Raw genomic sequence first — 18,182 nt, 5'->3', positions numbered from 1 at the left:
CGGCCTGTGCCTGTCATTGTTCAGACCGTTGGCAGGCAGACCATTTGCTGGGAGTAATGCCCCTTTTCAGGCCCTTGCAGGACAAGGAGGCCTCTGTGAGCCAAATCGCGGGCACGCCAGCCTAGAAAGGTATCCGTCGCGAAAAACCCTTCGCTGCGTACCATGACTTCGACTATCACTCGTGCGAGCGGTTGCCATTCTGGCGTGCAATGCTGGAGGAGGATAGTGTCGACCGTTTCGTAGCCGCTGTACCGAAACGTACCGCCTAACCATTGCCTGATACCGGCCTTGGCTTCGACTGCCTCATGCCAGGCTCTGGCCAGCTCCTGTTGCTGCTCGGGCAGGATGAGGACAGGGCTATACAGTTGCTTCAACAACACAGGTGAGCATTGGCCGACCGCACGGCGAGTCTGTACATCGCTACGATGTGTTCCACATGGAACACTGTATAGCGAAACATAAGAATCATGCAGAGCAGCAACGATACGACAGAGCAAGAGTTGTTCGGAAGCACTGTCGCCGTGCCAGACAGTAATGGGGCGATTGCCTTGTGCTGCATGCTCAAGCCACGTGGCATCGTCCGCCAGTTGGCGGGAAAAGTCGGGAGCGGGAACATCGTCTGGCCAGACGGCCTCCCAGAAGGCCGACCGAACCGGGCAGGGCGGCTGGTGTACATCCACCAGCGGCCCTACGGCCAGATCGTCACGCATTATCCGTAGCAATGAAGTGGCCTCGGTATCAATCACCTGACGGACACCTTTAGCCGCGACATCACCACAGACAACGTGCCACATCAGTCAGGCTTGTCCTTCTTGAGCTTGGGATTCGGGAAGAACTGAGCCACCTTGACCTGAGCCGTGGCAGGCTTTAGCTGCTTGGGCGCATTGACGCGCGTAGGCAATTCCTTGGGAACCGAATTGCCGCGCTCGTCCAGCGTATCCCCATAGCCACAGGAGGCGCACTCGCGGTGCGGTACGCCACCCTCGTTCCACATCTTCATCGTGTCTACCGATTGGCAGGCGGGGCACACGGCCCCGGCGATGAAGCGTTTTACCGGTCCGCTCATGCAGCCTCCTCGGTAAGACCGGAGTGTCGCAGCAGCGCGTCAATGCTGGGCTCACGGCCGCGGAAGTCCACGAACAGCACCATCGGCTCAAGCGAACCACCGCGGGCCAGGACGGCCTCACGGAAGGCGCGGCCGGTTTCAGCATTGAACACGCCTTCTTCCTCGAACTTGGAGAAGGCATCGGCTGACAGGACTTCCGCCCACTTGTAGCTGTAATACCCCGCGGCGTAACCACCGGCGAAGATGTGAGCAAAGCTGTTGGCGAAGCGGTTGTAGGCCGGCGGACGCATAACCGAGACTTCATCGCGGATGGATTCCAGCACGTCCAGTACGCTACGGCCATCGCCGTGGGTGGCATGCAACTCGAAGTCGAAGAGCGAGAACTCCAGCTGACGCACCATCATCAGTCCAGACTGGAAGTTTTTCGCAGCCAGCATTTTGTCCAGGAGTTCTTGAGGCAGTGGCTCGCCGGTCTCGTAATGGCCGGAGATCAATGCCAGACCTTCCGGCTCCCAGCACCAGTTTTCCATGAACTGGCTCGGCAGCTCGACCGCATCCCATGCCACGCCGTTGATGCCGGAAACACCTGCATGCTCGATGCGGGTCAACAGATGATGCAGGCCATGACCAAATTCGTGGAACAGGGTGGTCACTTCATCATGGGTTAGCAGGGCAGGCTTGCCACCGCTGGCCGGGGTAAAGTTGCAGACAAGGTAGGCGATCGGGTTGATCAGCTCGCCCTGGGCATTGCGACGCTTGTCACGAGCACCGTCCATCCAGGCACCGCCACGCTTGTTGGCGCGGGCGTAGAGGTCGAAGAAGAAACGACCTACGTGCTTACCGTTTTCGGTGATTTCGAACAGACGGACGTCCGGGTGCCATTTGTCGAAGCCATCCGTGATCTCGCTGATCTCGATACCGTAAAGCTTTTGCACCACAGCGAAGAGACCGGACAGTACCTTGTCGACCGGGAAGTAGGCGCGTAGCTCTTCTTGGGAAAGCGAATAGCGGGCCTGGCGCAGCTTCTCGGCGAAGTAGCCGGTGTCCCAGCTCTTGAGATCAGTTACGCCCTGCTCAGCAGCAAAGGCCTTGAGCTGATCCAGATCACGCTGGGCAAAAGGTTTGCTGCGCTGGGCCAGATCACGCAGGAAATTCAGGACCTGCTCGCTGGATTCAGCCATCTTGGTCGCCAGGGACAGCTCGGCATAATTGGCATAGCCCAGCAGGCGCGCCAGCTCTTGGCGCAGGTCGAGGATCTCTTCCATCACCGGACCGTTGTTGAATTGTCCAGCGTTGGGACCCTGGTCAGAGGCGCGGGTGCAGTAAGCCGCATAGACTTCCTCACGCAGGGCACGGTCGTCGGCGTAGGTCATCACGGCGTAGTAGCTGGGGAATTCCAGATTAATCAGCCAGCCGTCGAGCCCTTTAGCCTGGGCGGCAGCGGCCATCTGGGCCTTGGCGGAATCTGGCAGACCCGCCAAAGCAGACTCGTCAGTCACATGCTTGGTCCACGCCTGGGTAGCGTCCAACAATTGGTTGGAAAACTTGCTGGACAGCTCCGATTTGCGCGACTGGATCTCGCCGTAGCGCTTCTGCTGTTCAGGCGGCAGATCGATACCCGATAAACGGAAATCACGCAGAGCGTTGTCGAGAATCTTCTTCTGAGCAGCGTCGAAGCCCTTGGCCTCTTCGCTTTCGGACAGTTTCCGGTAGGCCTCAAAAAGGTCCTTGTTCTGCCCGATCTCCGTGGAGTAAGCAGAAAGCTTGGGCAGGCAGGCCTCATAGGCCGTACGCAGCTCAGGATTGTTGCACACGGCATTGAGGTGGGTGACCGGGCTCCATGCCTGGCCCAAGCGGTCGTTCAGCTCGTCGAACGCCACGACCAGACCTTGCCAGGTCGGGTTTTCCTTTTGGGTCTTCAGCAGCTCGGCAATGGCGGCGCGGTTGTCTGCCAGGATCTGATCAATGGCCGGCTCGACAGACTCGGGCTTGATCGCGGAATAGGGTGGCAGATCGTAGGGCTGTAACAGAGGATTGCTGGCGCTCACGGTGTTCCCCTTAAGGATATATACGGGTAGCTTGAGCCCCACGCCGACCGGGATACGGCTATGCTGCCTCAGAGGACGCATTGGCCGGGTCTGCCCAGTCAACGAAAGGCTCTCAAAGAAGACTATATGGAGCCCATCTTAACCAGACTCAAGGCTCGCCTGATTAGAAAAGGTATCTATCGTGACCATTCGCACTTACCAGAATAAAACGCCCGTCTTGGGCGAACGCGCTTTTGTAGACGCAACCGCCGTGGTCATCGGTGACGTGGAGCTGGGCGCAGACAGCTCCGTCTGGCCGCTGACCGTGATCCGCGGTGACATGCACCGCGTGCGCATTGGTGCGCGTACCAGCATTCAGGACGGCAGCGTGCTGCACATCACCCACGCCGGCCCATACAACCCGGACGGCTATCCTCTGATCGTAGGCGATGATGTGACGGTCGGCCACAAGGTCACCCTGCACGGCTGCACCATCGGCAATCAGGTCCTGGTGGGGATGGGCAGCATCGTCATGGACGGGGCCGTGGTGGAGAGTCAGGTGATCATCGGTGCCGGTAGTCTGGTGCCGCCAGGCAAGACACTGGAAAGCGGGTTCTTATATGTAGGCAGCCCGGTCAAGCAGGCGCGCCCGCTAACGGAAAAGGAGCGTAGCTTCTTTGAGTACAGCGCAGCCAACTACGTGAAGTTGAAGGATCAACACCTTGCCGAGGGCTACGACCAACACGACGCCTGAGCCATGGCGGCAACGGATTTACGGTTGGGAAGAGGAAGAGCGCTTTGCCGGAGCACAGCGCTCTTCCTCCTATCAGCCAAGCCCTCAGGTGTCGGGGCTTGGCTGGTTGCTGGGCAGATGGTTACCGTGTGGCAGGGGCGACCGATCCGTGGCAGCAGTCTCGCTTGGCATGACCAGATAGGTACGTGGGTCGGCAATGGTGATACCCAGCTCTCGGAAGCGCTTGAGGATGCGGCGGTTGGTTTCGCGCTGCACACCCCAGCGGCCCTTGTCGATACACCGCATCTGACCCAGTACTGTCACCATGGAGCCGTCGACCGCGTCCACCCCCCAGACCTCCAGATCATTGATGATCAGATCCTTGAAGGCCGGGTCCTGTCGCATTTCTGCACCGATGGCTTTCAGCTCGTCAAAGACCTGATCGATGTCGGTGTTGTAGCCCACATTGATACGAATGGACGCATTGCCGATTCCACGGTTGATATTGTTGACCGTCGAGACTGAGCTGAACGGCACGATATGCAGCGAACCGTCACCGGCCCGGATACGTACCGTCCGAATCGACAGGTACTCTACCGTACCGGAGACGCCTGCCACGGTGACCCAGTCCCCCACCTGCATGGCGTTTTCCATCAGCAGGAAGATACCGGTAATGAAGTCCTGCACCAGTTTCTGCGAGCCGAAACCGACAGCCACACCGATAATACTGGCACCGGCCAGCAGCGGCGTGGTGTTGATACCGATCTGGCTGAGTGCTGTAAGGCCGACCACCAGTACGATAATGATGAGCAGGAAGCTGCGTAGCATGGGCAGGAGCGTACGCAGGCGCGCAGCCCGGACCAGATCCCCCTCGTTTGTCCACCGCGTCAGACGTCGCTGCACCGAGGCATTGGCCGACTCCCAGACAACAATCGCCACAAGAGCCGCCACCAGGATCGTCAATACGGCAGAAAGCAGACTGCGCCCTATGGTGCCACTGGCAAACCAGCTCAGCGCGTCAAGGCCCCAGAGCTGAAACAGGACAATGACGGTGCACACGGTGATAGTCGCGGTGATCAACCGGCGGGCAAGCGGGTAATAACGATCAGCCAAGCGGCTGCGTACAGACGAGGCAGGCGTATTGCTCTCATCTGAAGGCGCGTCGGTCTTGGGTTGAAAAGCACGCCCTACTGCGCCCAGGACCAGGATCGCCAGCAGCCGCGCTGCAATGACCACCGCACCTGATAGGGCAATAAAGTTGATCAGCTTGGGAAAGCCGTTCTCGACACCCAGCGCCCACACCACCCACAGCCCGATAACGAATGCTGCGGCAAAGAAAGCCCAGACGAGCGCCAGCCAGTTACGCAGGGCGGCCACCGGCCCGGTTGCCTCGGCAGGTGCTTCGATCAATGCACCGACCGGCTTGCGAACCTTGAAGATAAGCACGACCAGGCAGAGGTGAACCAGCAGCGAGAACAGTTTGACGATTGCCAGATGGCCCGCCCGGCCTGCGCCCAGCGCCTCGACAGCCTCAGCCAGGGCGATACCGAACGCCGCCAGCACAACGGTGAACCGTATCCAGGTTTCCAGGGTTTGGGCAATATCAGTTCTGACGCGAATAATGCGCATCCCGTGGCCTATCGGCGAGATCAACAGGCGAACCACGGCCATGCAGACGCGCACTGTAACGTAGGCGCCCACGAAGCCCTGAACAACCGTCATGACGCTCTGTTCATCCCCCGACAGCGCCCGCATGATCAGCGCCGCTGCACCAAAGAATAACGCCAGCGGCAACAGATCAAAGATTAGCGAGCCCAGTGCATAGGGCAGGTGACGCAGGGTGCTCCAGTGCTCGCCCGGCATGGCGGTATGCCGGGGTGAAGCAGCTGTATCATGCGTAGCGGCATCAGCAGTCGCCTGCTGTTGGGATTGGGCTGCGGAGTCGGAGGTGGTACTGGCGGTGCCACCCTTGGCGGCATTTGTCGCACCGACCGGTACGGCCTCGATCTGCTCGACGCCATCACGCGTCGTCTGTACCAGCGCCACTTCTTCGCTGGCCGGGCGAATACCGCCCACCTCGGCAGCGTTGGCAACAGCTGCCTGCTCGGCCTGTTCCCGTTCGGCCCGCGCCCTGGCCTGGGCCTGAGCCAGTCGCTGCCTTTCATCCCGCTCGGCCTGCTCGCGTCGGGCGCGTTCGTCTGCTTCTTCAGCATGCTGGATCAAGGCGCGGCGGGGTCTGCCCAACAGGTAGCGCAACCCCCATTCAAGGGCGAGGCCTACGCCGAAAACAATGGCCAGATCGACCAGCGCCTCGCTCAGGATATGCTTGCCCTGGTCACTGGCAGAATGGGTTCGTAACCACACTGGGAACGCCAGGGCGGCCTGTTTGATCTGGTGAAGCTGATCTTCCAGCCCATCGCCCCACCGACTGACCTGACGGAGCGTTCTGGCAATCAGACCGTTCGCTTCGATCGCCACGGCAGCAGGTGCTTCGGCAGGGGCCGCGGTATCGGCAGCAGTATCGTCCGTCAATTGATCATCGGACTTCGCTGCATCGGCATCCTTGGCTGGAGCCGTGTCGGCAATCGCCTTGAGGGCCCGCACCGCTTCGGCACGCTGTTGCTCGTCCTGCAACACACTGACGGCGCGGCGGGCATCGCCTGGAGAAATGGTTTCATCACCCGTGGCGGATTGCTCAGCCGCCAGGGCGTGGCCTAGAGAAAGGATTAAAAGGAACGCAAGGCACACTCGCGAAATCTGTTTAGGCATGGCTCTCGAATCGGATGATGATATGTCTCGTACCCTGATCGTCATAGGACTGCTGATAGTTGCCGTCGGCCTGTTATGGCCCTGGATCGGACGCCTACCGCTGGGTCATTTACCGGGCGATATCGTGATCAAACGGGAGAACGTCTCGTTCTTTTTCCCTATCACCACCATGATTCTGATCAGTGCGGTGGTATCCGTTGTGCTGTGGCTAATCAATCGCTGAGCCCTGGCCGGACCGCCAGGGCTCGGTTCACTTACACCGCGCCCACCCCGGCCGGTGAAGCCGGCTCGGACGGGATGTTGCGATCCTTCACCACGGCGATGACCTTGCGCAGCCGAATCGGAATGGACTTGGCGGCAGGCACTTTACTGCGCTCCGCGTAATGCCAGAGCGGAATCAGCGGATTGCATTCGGGGTAGTAGCCACCGCAACAGCCCTCGGGGATGTCGTACGGGGTCACCCGGAGTGGGCCGACTTCCCGGTGTACGCCATCGTCCACCGCAGTAATGGCCTGGATCATGTCGCCTTCGGCCAGCCCGTGGCGGGCCATGTCACGACGGTTCATGAGGATGACCGCCCGCGTCCCATAGACGCCGCGGAAGCGGTCGCTGTAGCCATAAACGGTGGTGTTGAACTGATCGTTACTGCGCAGCGTCATCAGCTGCAGCACGCCCTGCTTTTTGAGATCAGGCTCGATGTCGTCATCAGGAGTGAGCTTGTCGGGAGTGATGAAGTTGGCCTTGCCGGTCTCGGTGGCCCACTTGCGCTCGGAGGCACCGAGTGGACGATGGAAACCGCCAGGCTCCAGCATCCGCACGTTGAAGTCATGGAAGATATCGGGATAGCTCTCGGCGATGGCGTCACGGATCAGACTGTAGTCGGCGACCCAGGCATCCCAGTCGAGCCGGGGATTGGGCTCCAGTGTTGCCTTGGCCAGTGCCGCCACGATGGCGGGCTCCGATAACAGATTAGGCGCCGCCGGCTTGGCAACGCCGCGCCAGGCACGGATACACCCTGTGCTGTCCTCGGTGGTATGGCGCTGCTCACCGGTGGCCTGCACATCGATTTCCGTACGGCCCAGGCATGGCAGGATGTAGGATTTCTCACCGTGCACCAGATGGTTACGGTTGAGCTTGGTGGAAATCTGCACGGTCAACCTGAGCTTGCGCCAGGCCGGCTCCATCAGCAGTGTTTCCGGAACGGCTCGTACAAAGTTGCCGCCCAAACCGATAAAGGCCTTTACCTTACCGCTGACAATGCCTTCGCACGCCTCGACGGTGTTCACGCCGTCATCCTGGGGCGCTTGGAAGCCGAACTGCTTCTTGAGGTTTTCCGCCGGGACGTGGCTGGCCTTCTCGGTGATTCCGACGGTACGCTGCCCTTGCACGTTCGAATGACCACGAACGGGCAGGATACCGGCGCCTTCCTTGCCCATGTTACCGCGCAGCAGCAACAAATTGACGAGCATCTGGATGTTCATTACGCCCTGACGGTGCTGGGTAAGCCCCATGCCATATACGCCAATGACGCGCTCGCAGCGGGCATAGACCATTGCCGCCAGCTCCATGGCACTGCGGGTAAGGCCGGAACGACGCTCCAGCTCTTCCCAGGTATAGCTGCGAATCTTCGCTTCGAAAGCATCCAGGCCATGGGTATGCTGTTCGATAAAGTCCACATCCAACACGCGTGGTTTCCCGGCGGCACGCGCCTGGTCGTCCATCTCGAACAGCTTTTTGCACATCCCGGCCATGGCCGCAATATCACCCCCGATGGCGACCTGATTGTAATGGGTGCTGATGGTGATTTCCTTGCCGGTCGCCATCTCGGTCGGGGACTGCGGGTTAGTAAATTTCTCCAGCCCGCGCTCACGGATCGGGTTAAAGGTAACGATAGGCGCGCCGCGCTGACGCGCCTCTTCAAGCTGGTGAAGCATGCGCGGACTGCTGGTACCGACGTTCTGACCGAAGAAAAACAGGCCGTCGGTTTTTTCCATGTCGTTAAGCGTCACAGTGGCCACCGGCACACCAATGCTTTCCGGCAGGGCGATGGAGGTGCTCTCGTGACACATGTTGGAGCTGTCGGGCAGGTTGTTTGTCCCATACATACGGGCAAACAGCTGGAACATGTAGGAGGTTTCCAGCGCCGCCCGGCCCGAGGTGTAGAACACCACGTCGTTCGGGTCGGCCATGGCCCTCAGCTCATCGCCAATCTCGCGAAAGGCAACGTCCCAGCGAATCGGCTCGTATCTGTCCGTCTCGGCGTTCCAGCGCAGCGGATGAGTAAGCCGACCCTGTTGCTCTAGGTCGTAGTCACGCCAGTTGAGTAATTCCGTCACGGTATGCTGCGCGAAAAAATCAGGTCCGCAGCGGTTGCTGGTGTTTTCCCAGGCGGTGGCCTTGGCCCCGTTTTCGCAGAACTCAAAAGGGCGGGCCGGGTGGGGTTTGGCCCAGGCGCAGCTGACGCAGGCAAAGCCTTCGATCGGCTTGTTTTGCTTGAGTAGAAGAAGGCCGGAGCCAACAGGCGACTTTTCACGGATCAGGATATTCGCGACTGAGAAAGCCGAACCCCAACCACCGGAGGGTGATTTATAAGGCTTGAAACGAGGTTTGTTCACGCGTAGCTCCTTGCAGGCAGATGGCCGCTGACCTTGTCAGCTCACGGTTGGCCACATTCCAAAGCAAAAGGGCCCGGCGCCGGAGCGCCGGGGTACGGATGGATCAGGCCGCCATGCGCTCGCATTCTTCCGCGCAGCTCAGGCAAGCCTTGGCACAGGCCTGGCAGTGGTCCATGTCATGCTTGGCACACTCTTCACCGCAAGCACGGCAGGCCTTGGCACACAGCGCACAAAACTCCTTGGCCAAAGGGCTCTCGCGCTGCATCAGCACCGCTGCCAAGGCGCACAGGTCGGCGCAGTCCCGGTCAAGCTGAATACAGCGCGCCATCATTTTCACGTCCTCTTCCCGTAGGCACGCCGATGCGCACATTTCGCAGACGAGGGCACAGTTGGAGCAGGCTTTGATGCAGGCGTCGTAAGCAGAAGTCGTCATGATCGTTCTCCGTTTGAAATAAGGGTTTGATTGATGGGCTCAAACGGGCATGGCCTTGGGAGGCGGATCAGGCAGGGAGGGGTATACAGAGTGGTATAAGGACGGCGCGTAAGGGTCCGAAGGAAGGGGGGCACGGGCAAGTGTTAGCCGTACCGCAGCAGCCTGTGCCGGAACGCAGCAGCATGCCTTGACCATCAGGGTATTCTGAGAGGCAGGAGAGGGCGACGAGTGGCGAACGTCAATCTGTTCGGCCTGCATGAAGAGGCACGGAGATCCGGGCGCACGGCATGCCTGGGCGTAGCCACTTCCAAGGAAGAAGCCCAGCAACAGCACCAGAAAGGAGGCGCGCATACCCATGCCTGTCGTCACCCGCTTGTACACGATACAGGTATGAACCGCAGGAGCCGCCCAAGGTTTCATTGCTGGCCAGGAAAGCTGGCGCTATACCATCAAGGGTGCGCTGCGGCGCAGGATTGCCTCATGCGCCACGCCCAGAGGCAGCGTGCCGTAGACATAACCGTGCCGCTCGCTTAGCCGGCTGGCCAGAAAGGCATCACTTACCTCATGGTTACCCGCATCCAGCAACAGACGCGCCTGGAGGGCCAGGGCGATGCTCTGCGTGACCTGTCGGGCGCGGTACGGCAGATCATCCTGCTCAGCCAAGGCGGCCTTCAACCGCGCCACATGGGTTTGCAACCGCACATCTCCACGGCCTTCATCCAGATGTTGGAACAGGACGGCTGCCACGTCCGGATCACGTGACAGCGTACGAAGCACATCCAGACACTGCACATTGCCGGAGCCTTCCCAGATGGAGTTCACCGGCGCCTCGCGATATAACCGTGGCAGGAGGCTGTCCTCGATATAGCCCGCCCCGCCCAGGCACTCCTGCGCCTCGTTGATAAAGGCGGGAGCCCGCTTGCAGATCCAGTATTTGCCCACCGCTGTGGCCAGCCGCGCGAAGGCCCGTTCGCCCGTATCGTCCGGCTGATCCAGCTCTTGCGCCAGACGCAGCGTAAGTGCCAGGGCAGCCTCGCTTTCCAGGGCCAGGTCAGCCAGAACATTTTGCATGAGCGGCTGCTCAATCAGCCGCTTGCCACTGACCTGCCGATGGGCGCAATGGTGCATGGCTTGCGTAAGCGCCTGCCGCATGAGCGAGCTGGAGCCAATCATGCAGTCGAAGCGGGTCATCCCCACCATGGTCAGAATATTCGCCACACCACGGCCTTCCTCGCCGATCAGCCAGGCCAGCGCACCGCGGTACTCCTCCTCGCTGGACGCATTAGAGCGGTTACCCAGCTTGTCCTTGAGCCGCTGGATGTAGAATTGATTGCGGCTGCCGTCCGGCCGGAAGCGTGGCAGCAGGAAGCACGAGAGCCCTTGGGCGGTCTGTGCCAGTGTCAGGAAGGCATCACACATGGGCGCCGAGCAGAACCACTTGTGGCCAACCAGTTCATAGGCTTCGCCCGGACCAGGGGAGCCCACAGGGTGAGCCTGAGTGGTGTTGGCGCGCACATCAGTGCCGCCTTGCTTCTCGGTCATGGCCATGCCAAGTGTCACACCGCCCTTGGTCTCCATCGGCGCATGGGACGGATCGTAGACACGCGCCGTGACCTTGGGAAGCCAGCGCGCAGCCAGCCCCGGCTGGTGCAACAGGGCCGGTACGCTGGCAAAGGTCATGGTCAGCGGGCAGCTCGTACCGGCTTCGGCCTGATTATGCAGGTACATGAGGCCTGCCCGTGCCACGTGAGCGCCAGGCTGCGGATCGGTCCATGGCAGGGAAGGGATACCGTGCTCGACGGCGGTACGCATCAACTCGTGATAGGCAGGGTGAAACTCGACCTGGTCGATACGATGACCGGACCGGTCATGGCTGTGAAATTCGGGGGGATACCGGTTCGCCAGAAAACCGGCCGCCATCAGAGGTCCTCCCGCCAGCGCCCCATAGACGCCGAGGCGGTCATCCGCCCAACCACCCCGGTAGCGGTGTATCCACTCCTGAAGTGGCGTATCCAGCCTATAGAGGTTGACTCCCTCCAACGGCGGGACCTGATTGAACACCTCGTGCGTTTCGGCGAACTGACTCCACAACATGGCGACCGCTCCCTGACTAAGGTGGGTCAGTTATAGCGCCATTGTCCGGGAGCGGGGAGTGCTATTTGCCGAGACCGATGAAACGCGGCGGCATCAGCCAGCCACCGCGCGCACCAGAATCACTGTGCTTGGGGCGCCAGTGCTGACATGGTGATAGCCGCCAGCGCGGTGTTCTGCATTAGCATGGCGAACTGCTCGGGGGCCATTTTCTGGCCGTTGAAGTCGACCATGTGGTCGGCATAGTTGAGCGTAGCGACAATGTCATCGCCTTCCACCCGAGCCATCTGCGACGACGCTGCCATGTCGCCTATTGCCTCACCTGCCGCCTTGGCCTCCTGGGCAGCGTCGGCAGCATCCTGGGACGGATCGCGCTTGAGCGAGAGCAGGTCAGCAATCATCGGCTTGGAAAGGCGAAGCTGCATATCCAGCCGGCTGATCATCTGCTGGTACACCTCGGCGGGCGACAGATGATCATATTCCGCCGGACGCGTCAGATTGACCGCCATGTTGAAGCGGCTCTCGCCGTGGGCGGTCTTGAAGGACAACTCGTCCAGCGTGACCACGGGATTGGCCGCCAGCAACGTACTGCCAAAGGACTGCATACGGGCCCGCTCTTCCGGCAGCATTGCGGGCATCTGCTGGGTTTCCGGATCGATTTGGACACGCTCGGCATACTGCGAATAGGTGGTCGCCATGCCTTGCAAGGCTGCCGCATCGATATCCCTAAAACTCAGGGACATACGGCCACTTCCTACCTCCTTACCGTCAACCGTCATACCACCCAGTGTGTAGTGGATGGTATCGGCGAGCCTCAGGCCGTGCTCCTGCAGATTGTCCTGGGCGGTAATATCGCGCATGACCACCGGTGGAAGGGTGTCCCCCTGGATCTGCATCGACTGGAGGCCCAGGTCCGAGCGGCCCGTATACAGCCCGCTCTGTCCCAGGCTGCGATCGGCGGTAACACGCATGCCTTTCAACGTTGTACTGACCATCGCTCCGTTTTTGGTCGGCGAGGTCAATACCAGGCTATCCGCCGACAGGTCGAGCTGATAGCGTTTCAGCTCAAGGTCAGTCTTAAACCCAAGCGTTGCCCCAGCGAAGGCTACGTGTCGCTCATCCTCATTAAGCTCGAAGGGCTGCAGTGTCAGCGTGCCATTCACCTGCTGGTCGTAACCAATTACCGCTGTGCCGTACGCGGGTACCGCATTGTTGGCAGCCGTGAACCAAGCCTGCAGGCTGGGGCTGGATTCCAGCGCAAAATGGCTGCTGGCCATGACCGGCGCCAGCTTGAAGGAGGCCAGACGGGACGCTGGGAAGGGGCCGTGCTCCAGGTGATCGACCATGAGCACTTCGATCGGCGTGTCCAGTCCCAAGCCGCTACCCGGCAGGACGATGCGGTAGTGGGCGGTACTCTTGAAGAGTCCCTTGTCCAGGCTGACCAGTTCCATATGCGCCGATTGATCAGGCAGCGTCTTGGCCCATTGTGTATTGGTCTGGTCAATGGCCTGGTTCAGCGCACCTTCCAGTTGGGTACTTGTATACCAGGCACCGCCCACAGCGACCGCTCCAACGACCAGGGCAACACCGACAGCAATTCCAGCTGCTTTTTTCATGAGAGAACTCGTATAAGGGGTGAAAATCCATTTTCAGCCGGTCGAGCACCAGCGGCGCGGCCAGTCGAAAGGTCCGGCTTGCGGCTTCAGGCCTGCAAGCCGGCGCGATTATGCCAATCGCCTTGGGTATCGGCTATGTTGATACGCGATCAGGCACGGCTCAACGGCAGATAGATACGAAACTGTGCGCCGCCACGCGCCGACTCACCGGCCTCAATGCGGCCACCCTGCAGCACCGTGAGCGTCTTGACGATGGCAAGGCCCAGGCCGGTTCCGCCACTGGCCCGGTTACGCGAGGCATCCGCGCGTTGAAAGCGTTTGAACAGATTGGCCTTGATGACATCAGGCAGGCCGGGACCGGCGTCGCTCAGCACGATTACAGCCTGTTCGGCATGGGTACTCAGGCGAAGCTCCAGCCAGCCGCCTTCGCGTGCATAGCGCAGCGCATTTTCGATCAGGTTGTTAAGGATCTGTCGCAGCCGATCCTCGTCGGCCTTGACCGTGAGGTCCGGGGCCTCCACCGCCAGCTCGGCCTCAATCCCATAACTGTCCAGACGGCTGGCATATTTGCCTAGGGTGTCCCGCGCCACTTCAGCCAGATCCACCGTGACCATATGGAGCGACAAACGCCCGGCATCGGCTACCGACAGGGTATGCAGATCATCCACCAGCCGCCCCAGGTGTTCAGCCTGTTCGAGTAGCTTTTGAAACTCCAGGGGCTCGGCCGGAATGACTCCATCGCACAGGGCATGCAGCCGGGCCTGCAGAATGGCAATAGGCGTGCGCAGCTCATGGGAGATGGCAGCCGCAGTGGCCTTGCGCTCATGCTCTAAAGATTCCAGGGAATCGGTCATGTGGTTGAAATCGCGTACTAGATCCGCCAGCTCGCCACGCTGGCTCTTGCTGTGCGCCCGCACGCTGAAATCGCCCAGGGCGATCCGGTTGGCCGCCTCAGCAATGGACCCCACCGGCAAGGTCACGAGTCGCGACGTCCAGAGCCCGGCGATCAGGCCGAACGGCAGACAGAACACCAACCCCAGGACAAGCGCCAGCTGCTCGCCGTCCCAAGGGTCGCCCCGCCAGTACTGGCTGTAGATCTCAATCATCCGGGGACTGTTGTCCTGATCCTGCGCCTCAAGCAGATCCATCTCCTGCCGGACGTTAACGGGCAGGTTGTTGTAGAAGCGGTCGTACTCGTATTGGGTGTAGACGAATATGGTGGCCCAGAGCAGGCCGATGGTCACAAAGACCGTGGCAACAATATTCAGCCCGAAGCGGACCCATATGCGGTCTAGGACTCGGGCCATAGTCGATACCCAATGCCGCGTACAGTTTCGATCAGATCATCACAGCCAGCATCCTGAAGCTTGCGCCGCAGCTTGCTCAAATGCGAGTCGATGACCCGGTCCAGCGCGTCGCTTTCCGGCAGGCAGGACTCGATCAGCTCGCTGCGCGAAAAACAGCGGCGAGGCTGGTTGGCCAGCGTGCTCAACAAACGAAATTCGGTCAGGGTCAGTGGCAGGACCTGAGCTTCGCCGCCTTCGCTGTATGCCCGGGCCATGTAGGCCTGCTGATCGATTTCCAGACGACCTACGCGCAGCGGGGCAGACGTATGTGTCTGCGCCTGGACAGCGCTGGTGCGGCGCAGTACCGCCCGGACACGGGCCACAACCTCGGCCGGGTTATACGGCTTGACCACATAGTCGTCGGCCCCCAGGCGGAGGCTGAGCATCTTGTCGAGATCGTCGGCCAGGGCGCTGACCATGATGACCGGCGTCTCGCTTTCGTTGCGGATGGTCTTGAGGATGTCTACACCATCCATGCCGGGCAGGCGGATATCGAGCAGCACGATATCCGGACGCAGGCGACGGAACAGCTGGAGGGCTTCGAGCCCGTCCGCCGTATGCACGGTACGCAAGCCGTCACGTTGCAGATAGGCCACCAGAATATCCGAGATGCTCGGCTCATCCTCCACGAACAGGACGAGAGGACCTGATGGCCGGGGGTCGTTACTCATACATAGCGCCTCTGAGTTCAATCCGAAGCAGTATACGGACCTGCTCACACCTCTACGAGGGTAGCTCCGCGGACTACCAAACTAGCGCAAACCAAGCGTATCGACTTGGACTCCATGCCTGCATGTTCATTCATCCGCACCCGACATTCGCGTCTCCATCGTTCCTCCACAAAACCTGCAAAGCCACGCAAGTTTGACTTTGCACAATCTCCTCACGCCGTAGCCTCGGGCTACATAAACCTCTTTCGATTGGATACTCGCTGTCCAGGGTTCGCTGTCGTATGGTTCGCTTTCCGGTCAGTTTTTGCTCTACCTGCAGCCTGGCACTCACGGTGCTGGCGGGCTGCTCGCAGATCGATGCACCGGCGCTGCCCCAGACGCTGCCGGGCCAGTGGCAGCAACAGGTTGCCCAGCCTGCATCAGCAGCGCCGACCGTTGACCTGCACGGCTGGTGGAAGTCCTTCAACGATCCCGTACTGGATAAGCTGGTGGCACGTGCGGTATCCGATAACCTGACGCTCGCCCAGGCTTCGAGCCGCCTGAAGCAGGCCCACGCACTGACACGCCAGACTGACGCCAATTATCTACCCCAACTGTCACTGGCAACCCGCAGCAGCGAGGAAGTCTCAGCCACGGATACCTTTTTCCAGATCAGCCTGGACGCGGTCTGGGACCTGGGATTGTTTGGCGCGCGTGAAGGTGCTGAAAAGCAGGCCAAAGCCAGGATAAAGCAGGCCAAAGCCGAGCAGCAGGCCGCCCAGGTCACTGTAGTTTCGGAAGTGGTGCGCCAGTACCTCGAACTGCGCGCCGCCCAGCAGCAGATCCAGACGCTCGAAGCCCTGGCGGCGCTGGATCAGAAGGCCCTGGCCCTGCTGGATATCCGTATTCCCAGCCATCTGGCGGCGCCCGATCAGCGCCTGCAACTCCAGGCCCAACGAGCCGAGACCCTGGCACGCCTGGCGCAACCCCGCCAGGTCCAGGCACGAACCCTGCAATCCCTGGCCGCCCTGCTGGGGCAGACCTCGCCAGATGCCTCTTGGAATACGGTACAGCCGCTGCCGCGCATCAAGCAGGTCTCGGTGCAGCAGGTACCCAGCGACCTCTTGCGTACGCGCCCCGATATCCAAAGGGCAGAAGCCGACGTCCTGCAGGCAGCCGGTGAGCTGGGTCTGGCCCATGCCAATCTCTATCCTCACGTCGCGCTGGGCACTTCCTATCTGTATGCCTACAACATGACAATGCACGAAAAGGTCCGCTCAAACAGCGTTCCCATGGTAGGTCCGATTATTGACCTGCCTATCTTCAATTGGGGCCAGCGCAAAGCCGCAGAGAAAGCCCAGAAGTACGCTATGAAGGCCGCCTTGCAGGGTTACCGCCAGGTCTTGCTCGATAGCGTTGCCCAGACCGAAGCGGCCCTGGCGGCCTTTAGCCAGGAGCAGGAGCGGGTCACGCACCTACAACAGGCAGAAGCGGCACTGGACGAACGGGCGCAACACGGCCTGACCCTGACTCAACTAGGCCTGACCAGCCAATGGGAGCAGCTAGACGCCCAGCGTGATCAGTTGCAGGCCTCGCTTCAACTTACCACGGCCCAGGCTCGTCGAAGCCTGGCATTCGTGGCGCTCTATAAGGCGCTGGGCGGCGCACCGCTTCCTGCCGGAGCCGGGGAGAAGCACACATGATTGCCCTGGCCCGCAAGACACTGTTCCACGAGTGGCGCCGCTTTCTGCCAGCCATTCTGGCCATTGGCTTTTCCGGTGTGCTGCTGACGGTGCAGGCTGCACTGGTGCTGGGTATCTTTGGCAGCGCGGCGGTGTACGTCTCGTCCTCATCCGCCGATTTATGGGCGGGCTATCCAGGTACCCAGAGCGTCAACTTTGGTCGGACGATCAGTCCTGACGTGGAAATGCGCCTGCGCATGGACCCGGATGTTACCGATGTAGAACCCTATATCTGGGTGGAAGGCGACTGGCATGGCACCCATGAGAAAAGCGGTGGAGTATCGGTCTTTGTATCGGGGATCAATCCGGGCCGCCAGGGCATGATGTTTTCCAGCCTGCTCTCCTCAGGACTGCGCCAGCGCCTGGAAGAGCCCAACGCCGTCATCGTCGACCGCTCGGAACTGAATCAGCTGGGCGTCAGCCTGGATCAATCCGCATGGATCAATGGCCATCGCGTTCATGTCGTCGCGGCCATTGCCGGTCTGCGCGGCCTGGGTGGCGTCAACGTGCTGGCCTCACTGGACACGGCCCGCCTGCTGCAGGGGGATGACAATCCTGGCAGCGGACCGACCTATTACGTTGCCAAGGTGCGCAAGCCCAGCCATGTCGAGGCAGCACAGACCCGCCTGGTCGCCAACCCGTCTTTCGGTCCCTTCGAGGTCTGGACGGCCAAGCAATTCGCCTGGCGCTCCCAGCTCTACTGGATGTTCGATACCGGCGCGGGGGTAGCCGTACTGTTCATGGCAGGCATTGTCTGCCTGGTCGGCGCGGTGATTACCAGCCAGTCGCTGATGGCCATGGTAGCCGCCTCTGCCCGCGAATACGCGGTGCTCAACGCCTTGGGCGCCAGCTTCCGATCACTGTGTCAGGTAGTGCTTGAACAGTCCTGCTGGGTTGGCGGGCTCGGCTTGCTTGTCACCGGGCTTACCAGCACGGTCCTGCTCAGCATCGCCGCCCGCCATGACGTCCCCGTGGCCATGAACACCCCGATCGCGCTGATTTGCGCCGCCCTGGTCCTGGGCCTTGCGCTCGTGTCCGGGCTTATTGCCATGCGCGGCCTGCTGCGCGCTGACCCTGCACTGCTGTTGAGGTAA

General features: G+C 60.7%; 15 protein-coding genes. 4 read left to right on the top strand and 11 right to left on the bottom strand.

The genetic code is table 11. From position 1 onward, the window contains the following. Positions 1–20: 20 nt before the first annotated feature. The 3 genes from GM154_RS06115 to prlC are packed head-to-tail and all read right to left on the bottom strand — an operon-like array spanning position 21 to position 3,114. Positions 21–794, bottom strand: coding sequence for a DUF1835 domain-containing protein (locus tag GM154_RS06115; RefSeq protein ID WP_219651378.1), 774 nt, complete (start codon positions 792–794; stop codon positions 21–23). After that, the gene (locus tag GM154_RS06110) at positions 794–1,066 is read right to left on the bottom strand and encodes a YheV family putative zinc ribbon protein (RefSeq protein WP_219651376.1); all 273 of its coding nucleotides are present in this window, start codon (positions 1,064–1,066) and stop codon (positions 794–796) included. The genes GM154_RS06115 and GM154_RS06110 overlap by 1 nt, the downstream gene beginning before the upstream one ends. Continuing rightward, a complete protein-coding gene (gene prlC, locus GM154_RS06105; protein WP_150348332.1) occupies positions 1,063–3,114 on the bottom strand; it encodes an oligopeptidase A in 2,052 nt (683 codons plus the stop codon). The genes GM154_RS06110 and prlC overlap by 4 nt, the downstream gene beginning before the upstream one ends. Before the next feature lie 181 nt (positions 3,115–3,295). On the opposite strand from prlC, the gene GM154_RS06100 reads away from it, so the two are divergent. Continuing rightward, positions 3,296–3,847, top strand: coding sequence for a gamma carbonic anhydrase family protein (locus GM154_RS06100; protein WP_010796428.1), 552 nt, complete (start codon positions 3,296–3,298; stop codon positions 3,845–3,847). 84 nt (positions 3,848–3,931) lie between these two features. Here GM154_RS06100 and GM154_RS06095 read toward each other — a convergent pair whose 3' ends face one another. Continuing rightward, positions 3,932–6,595 carry a mechanosensitive ion channel family protein gene (locus tag GM154_RS06095; protein ID WP_219651372.1) on the bottom strand — a complete coding sequence of 888 codons (2,664 nt, stop codon included), beginning with the start codon at positions 6,593–6,595 and terminating at the stop codon, positions 3,932–3,934. 22 nt (positions 6,596–6,617) lie between these two features. On the opposite strand from GM154_RS06095, the gene GM154_RS06090 reads away from it, so the two are divergent. Beyond that, positions 6,618–6,818 (top strand): DUF2905 domain-containing protein, encoded by a 201-nt coding sequence (locus GM154_RS06090; RefSeq protein ID WP_219651370.1) that lies wholly within the window; start codon positions 6,618–6,620, stop codon positions 6,816–6,818. Positions 6,819–6,849: 31 nt separating this feature from the next. On the opposite strand, the gene GM154_RS06085 is transcribed toward GM154_RS06090, so the two are convergent. The 7 genes from GM154_RS06085 to GM154_RS06055 all read right to left on the bottom strand — a co-directional run bounded on the left by GM154_RS06085 (position 6,850) and on the right by GM154_RS06055 (position 15,367). Continuing rightward, positions 6,850–9,210 (bottom strand): FdhF/YdeP family oxidoreductase, encoded by a 2,361-nt coding sequence (locus GM154_RS06085; protein ID WP_219651368.1) that lies wholly within the window; start codon positions 9,208–9,210, stop codon positions 6,850–6,852. A gap of 103 nt (positions 9,211–9,313) precedes the next feature. Further along, complete coding sequence (locus tag GM154_RS06080) at positions 9,314–9,643, bottom strand: four-helix bundle copper-binding protein (RefSeq protein ID WP_010796424.1); 330 nt, start codon at positions 9,641–9,643, stop codon at positions 9,314–9,316. Between the two features lie 39 nt (positions 9,644–9,682). Then, the gene (locus GM154_RS06075; protein ID WP_219651365.1) at positions 9,683–9,994 is read right to left on the bottom strand and encodes a hypothetical protein; all 312 of its coding nucleotides are present in this window, start codon (positions 9,992–9,994) and stop codon (positions 9,683–9,685) included. 90 nt (positions 9,995–10,084) lie between these two features. Continuing rightward, positions 10,085–11,737, bottom strand: a complete 1,653-nt coding sequence (locus tag GM154_RS06070; RefSeq protein ID WP_219651364.1) for an isovaleryl-CoA dehydrogenase — start codon at positions 11,735–11,737, stop codon at positions 10,085–10,087. A 119-nt stretch (positions 11,738–11,856) separates the two neighbouring features. After that, positions 11,857–13,350 carry a YdgA family protein gene (locus GM154_RS06065; protein ID WP_219651363.1) on the bottom strand — a complete coding sequence of 498 codons (1,494 nt, stop codon included), beginning with the start codon at positions 13,348–13,350 and terminating at the stop codon, positions 11,857–11,859. A gap of 149 nt (positions 13,351–13,499) precedes the next feature. Then, complete coding sequence (locus GM154_RS06060; protein ID WP_074821074.1) at positions 13,500–14,657, bottom strand: cell wall metabolism sensor histidine kinase WalK; 1,158 nt, start codon at positions 14,655–14,657, stop codon at positions 13,500–13,502. Then, a complete protein-coding gene (locus GM154_RS06055) occupies positions 14,642–15,367 on the bottom strand; it encodes a response regulator (protein WP_219651362.1) in 726 nt (241 codons plus the stop codon). The genes GM154_RS06060 and GM154_RS06055 overlap by 16 nt, the downstream gene beginning before the upstream one ends. A 281-nt stretch (positions 15,368–15,648) precedes the next feature. Between GM154_RS06055 and GM154_RS06050 the strand changes: the two genes are divergently transcribed. Continuing rightward, positions 15,649–17,049, top strand: coding sequence for an efflux transporter outer membrane subunit (locus GM154_RS06050; protein WP_219651360.1), 1,401 nt, complete (start codon positions 15,649–15,651; stop codon positions 17,047–17,049). Further along, positions 17,046–18,182 (top strand): ABC transporter permease, encoded by a 1,137-nt coding sequence (locus GM154_RS06045; RefSeq protein ID WP_219651358.1) that lies wholly within the window; start codon positions 17,046–17,048, stop codon positions 18,180–18,182. Before GM154_RS06050 ends, GM154_RS06045 begins: the two co-directional genes overlap by 4 nt.

This window comes from Pseudomonas sp. MAG002Y (genome assembly GCF_019400845.1).
GTDB lineage: Bacteria > Pseudomonadota > Gammaproteobacteria > Pseudomonadales > Pseudomonadaceae > Chryseomonas > Chryseomonas luteola.
Note: the sequence above shows the minus strand (reverse complement) of the source record. Positions and strands in the feature narration are given on the sequence as shown.

What these genes read in the sequence shown, in the direction of transcription:
- GM154_RS06115 (WP_219651378.1), bottom strand. Translation starts at nt 794, where the DNA reads ATGTGGCACGTTGTCTGTGGTGATGTCGCGGCTAAAGGTGTCCGTCAG.
- GM154_RS06050 (WP_219651360.1), top strand. Translation starts at nt 15,649, where the DNA reads ATGGTTCGCTTTCCGGTCAGTTTTTGCTCTACCTGCAGCCTGGCACTC.
- GM154_RS06045 (WP_219651358.1), top strand. Translation starts at nt 17,046, where the DNA reads ATGATTGCCCTGGCCCGCAAGACACTGTTCCACGAGTGGCGCCGCTTT.
- GM154_RS06055 (WP_219651362.1), bottom strand. Translation starts at nt 15,367, where the DNA reads ATGAGTAACGACCCCCGGCCATCAGGTCCTCTCGTCCTGTTCGTGGAG.
- GM154_RS06070 (WP_219651364.1), bottom strand. Translation starts at nt 11,737, where the DNA reads ATGTTGTGGAGTCAGTTCGCCGAAACGCACGAGGTGTTCAATCAGGTC.
- GM154_RS06080 (WP_010796424.1), bottom strand. Translation starts at nt 9,643, where the DNA reads ATGACGACTTCTGCTTACGACGCCTGCATCAAAGCCTGCTCCAACTGT.
- GM154_RS06090 (WP_219651370.1), top strand. Translation starts at nt 6,618, where the DNA reads ATGTCTCGTACCCTGATCGTCATAGGACTGCTGATAGTTGCCGTCGGC.
- GM154_RS06110 (WP_219651376.1), bottom strand. Translation starts at nt 1,066, where the DNA reads ATGAGCGGACCGGTAAAACGCTTCATCGCCGGGGCCGTGTGCCCCGCC.
- GM154_RS06065 (WP_219651363.1), bottom strand. Translation starts at nt 13,350, where the DNA reads ATGAAAAAAGCAGCTGGAATTGCTGTCGGTGTTGCCCTGGTCGTTGGA.
- GM154_RS06060 (WP_074821074.1), bottom strand. Translation starts at nt 14,657, where the DNA reads ATGGCCCGAGTCCTAGACCGCATATGGGTCCGCTTCGGGCTGAATATT.
- GM154_RS06095 (WP_219651372.1), bottom strand. Translation starts at nt 6,595, where the DNA reads ATGCCTAAACAGATTTCGCGAGTGTGCCTTGCGTTCCTTTTAATCCTT.
- GM154_RS06075 (WP_219651365.1), bottom strand. Translation starts at nt 9,994, where the DNA reads ATGCGCGCCTCCTTTCTGGTGCTGTTGCTGGGCTTCTTCCTTGGAAGT.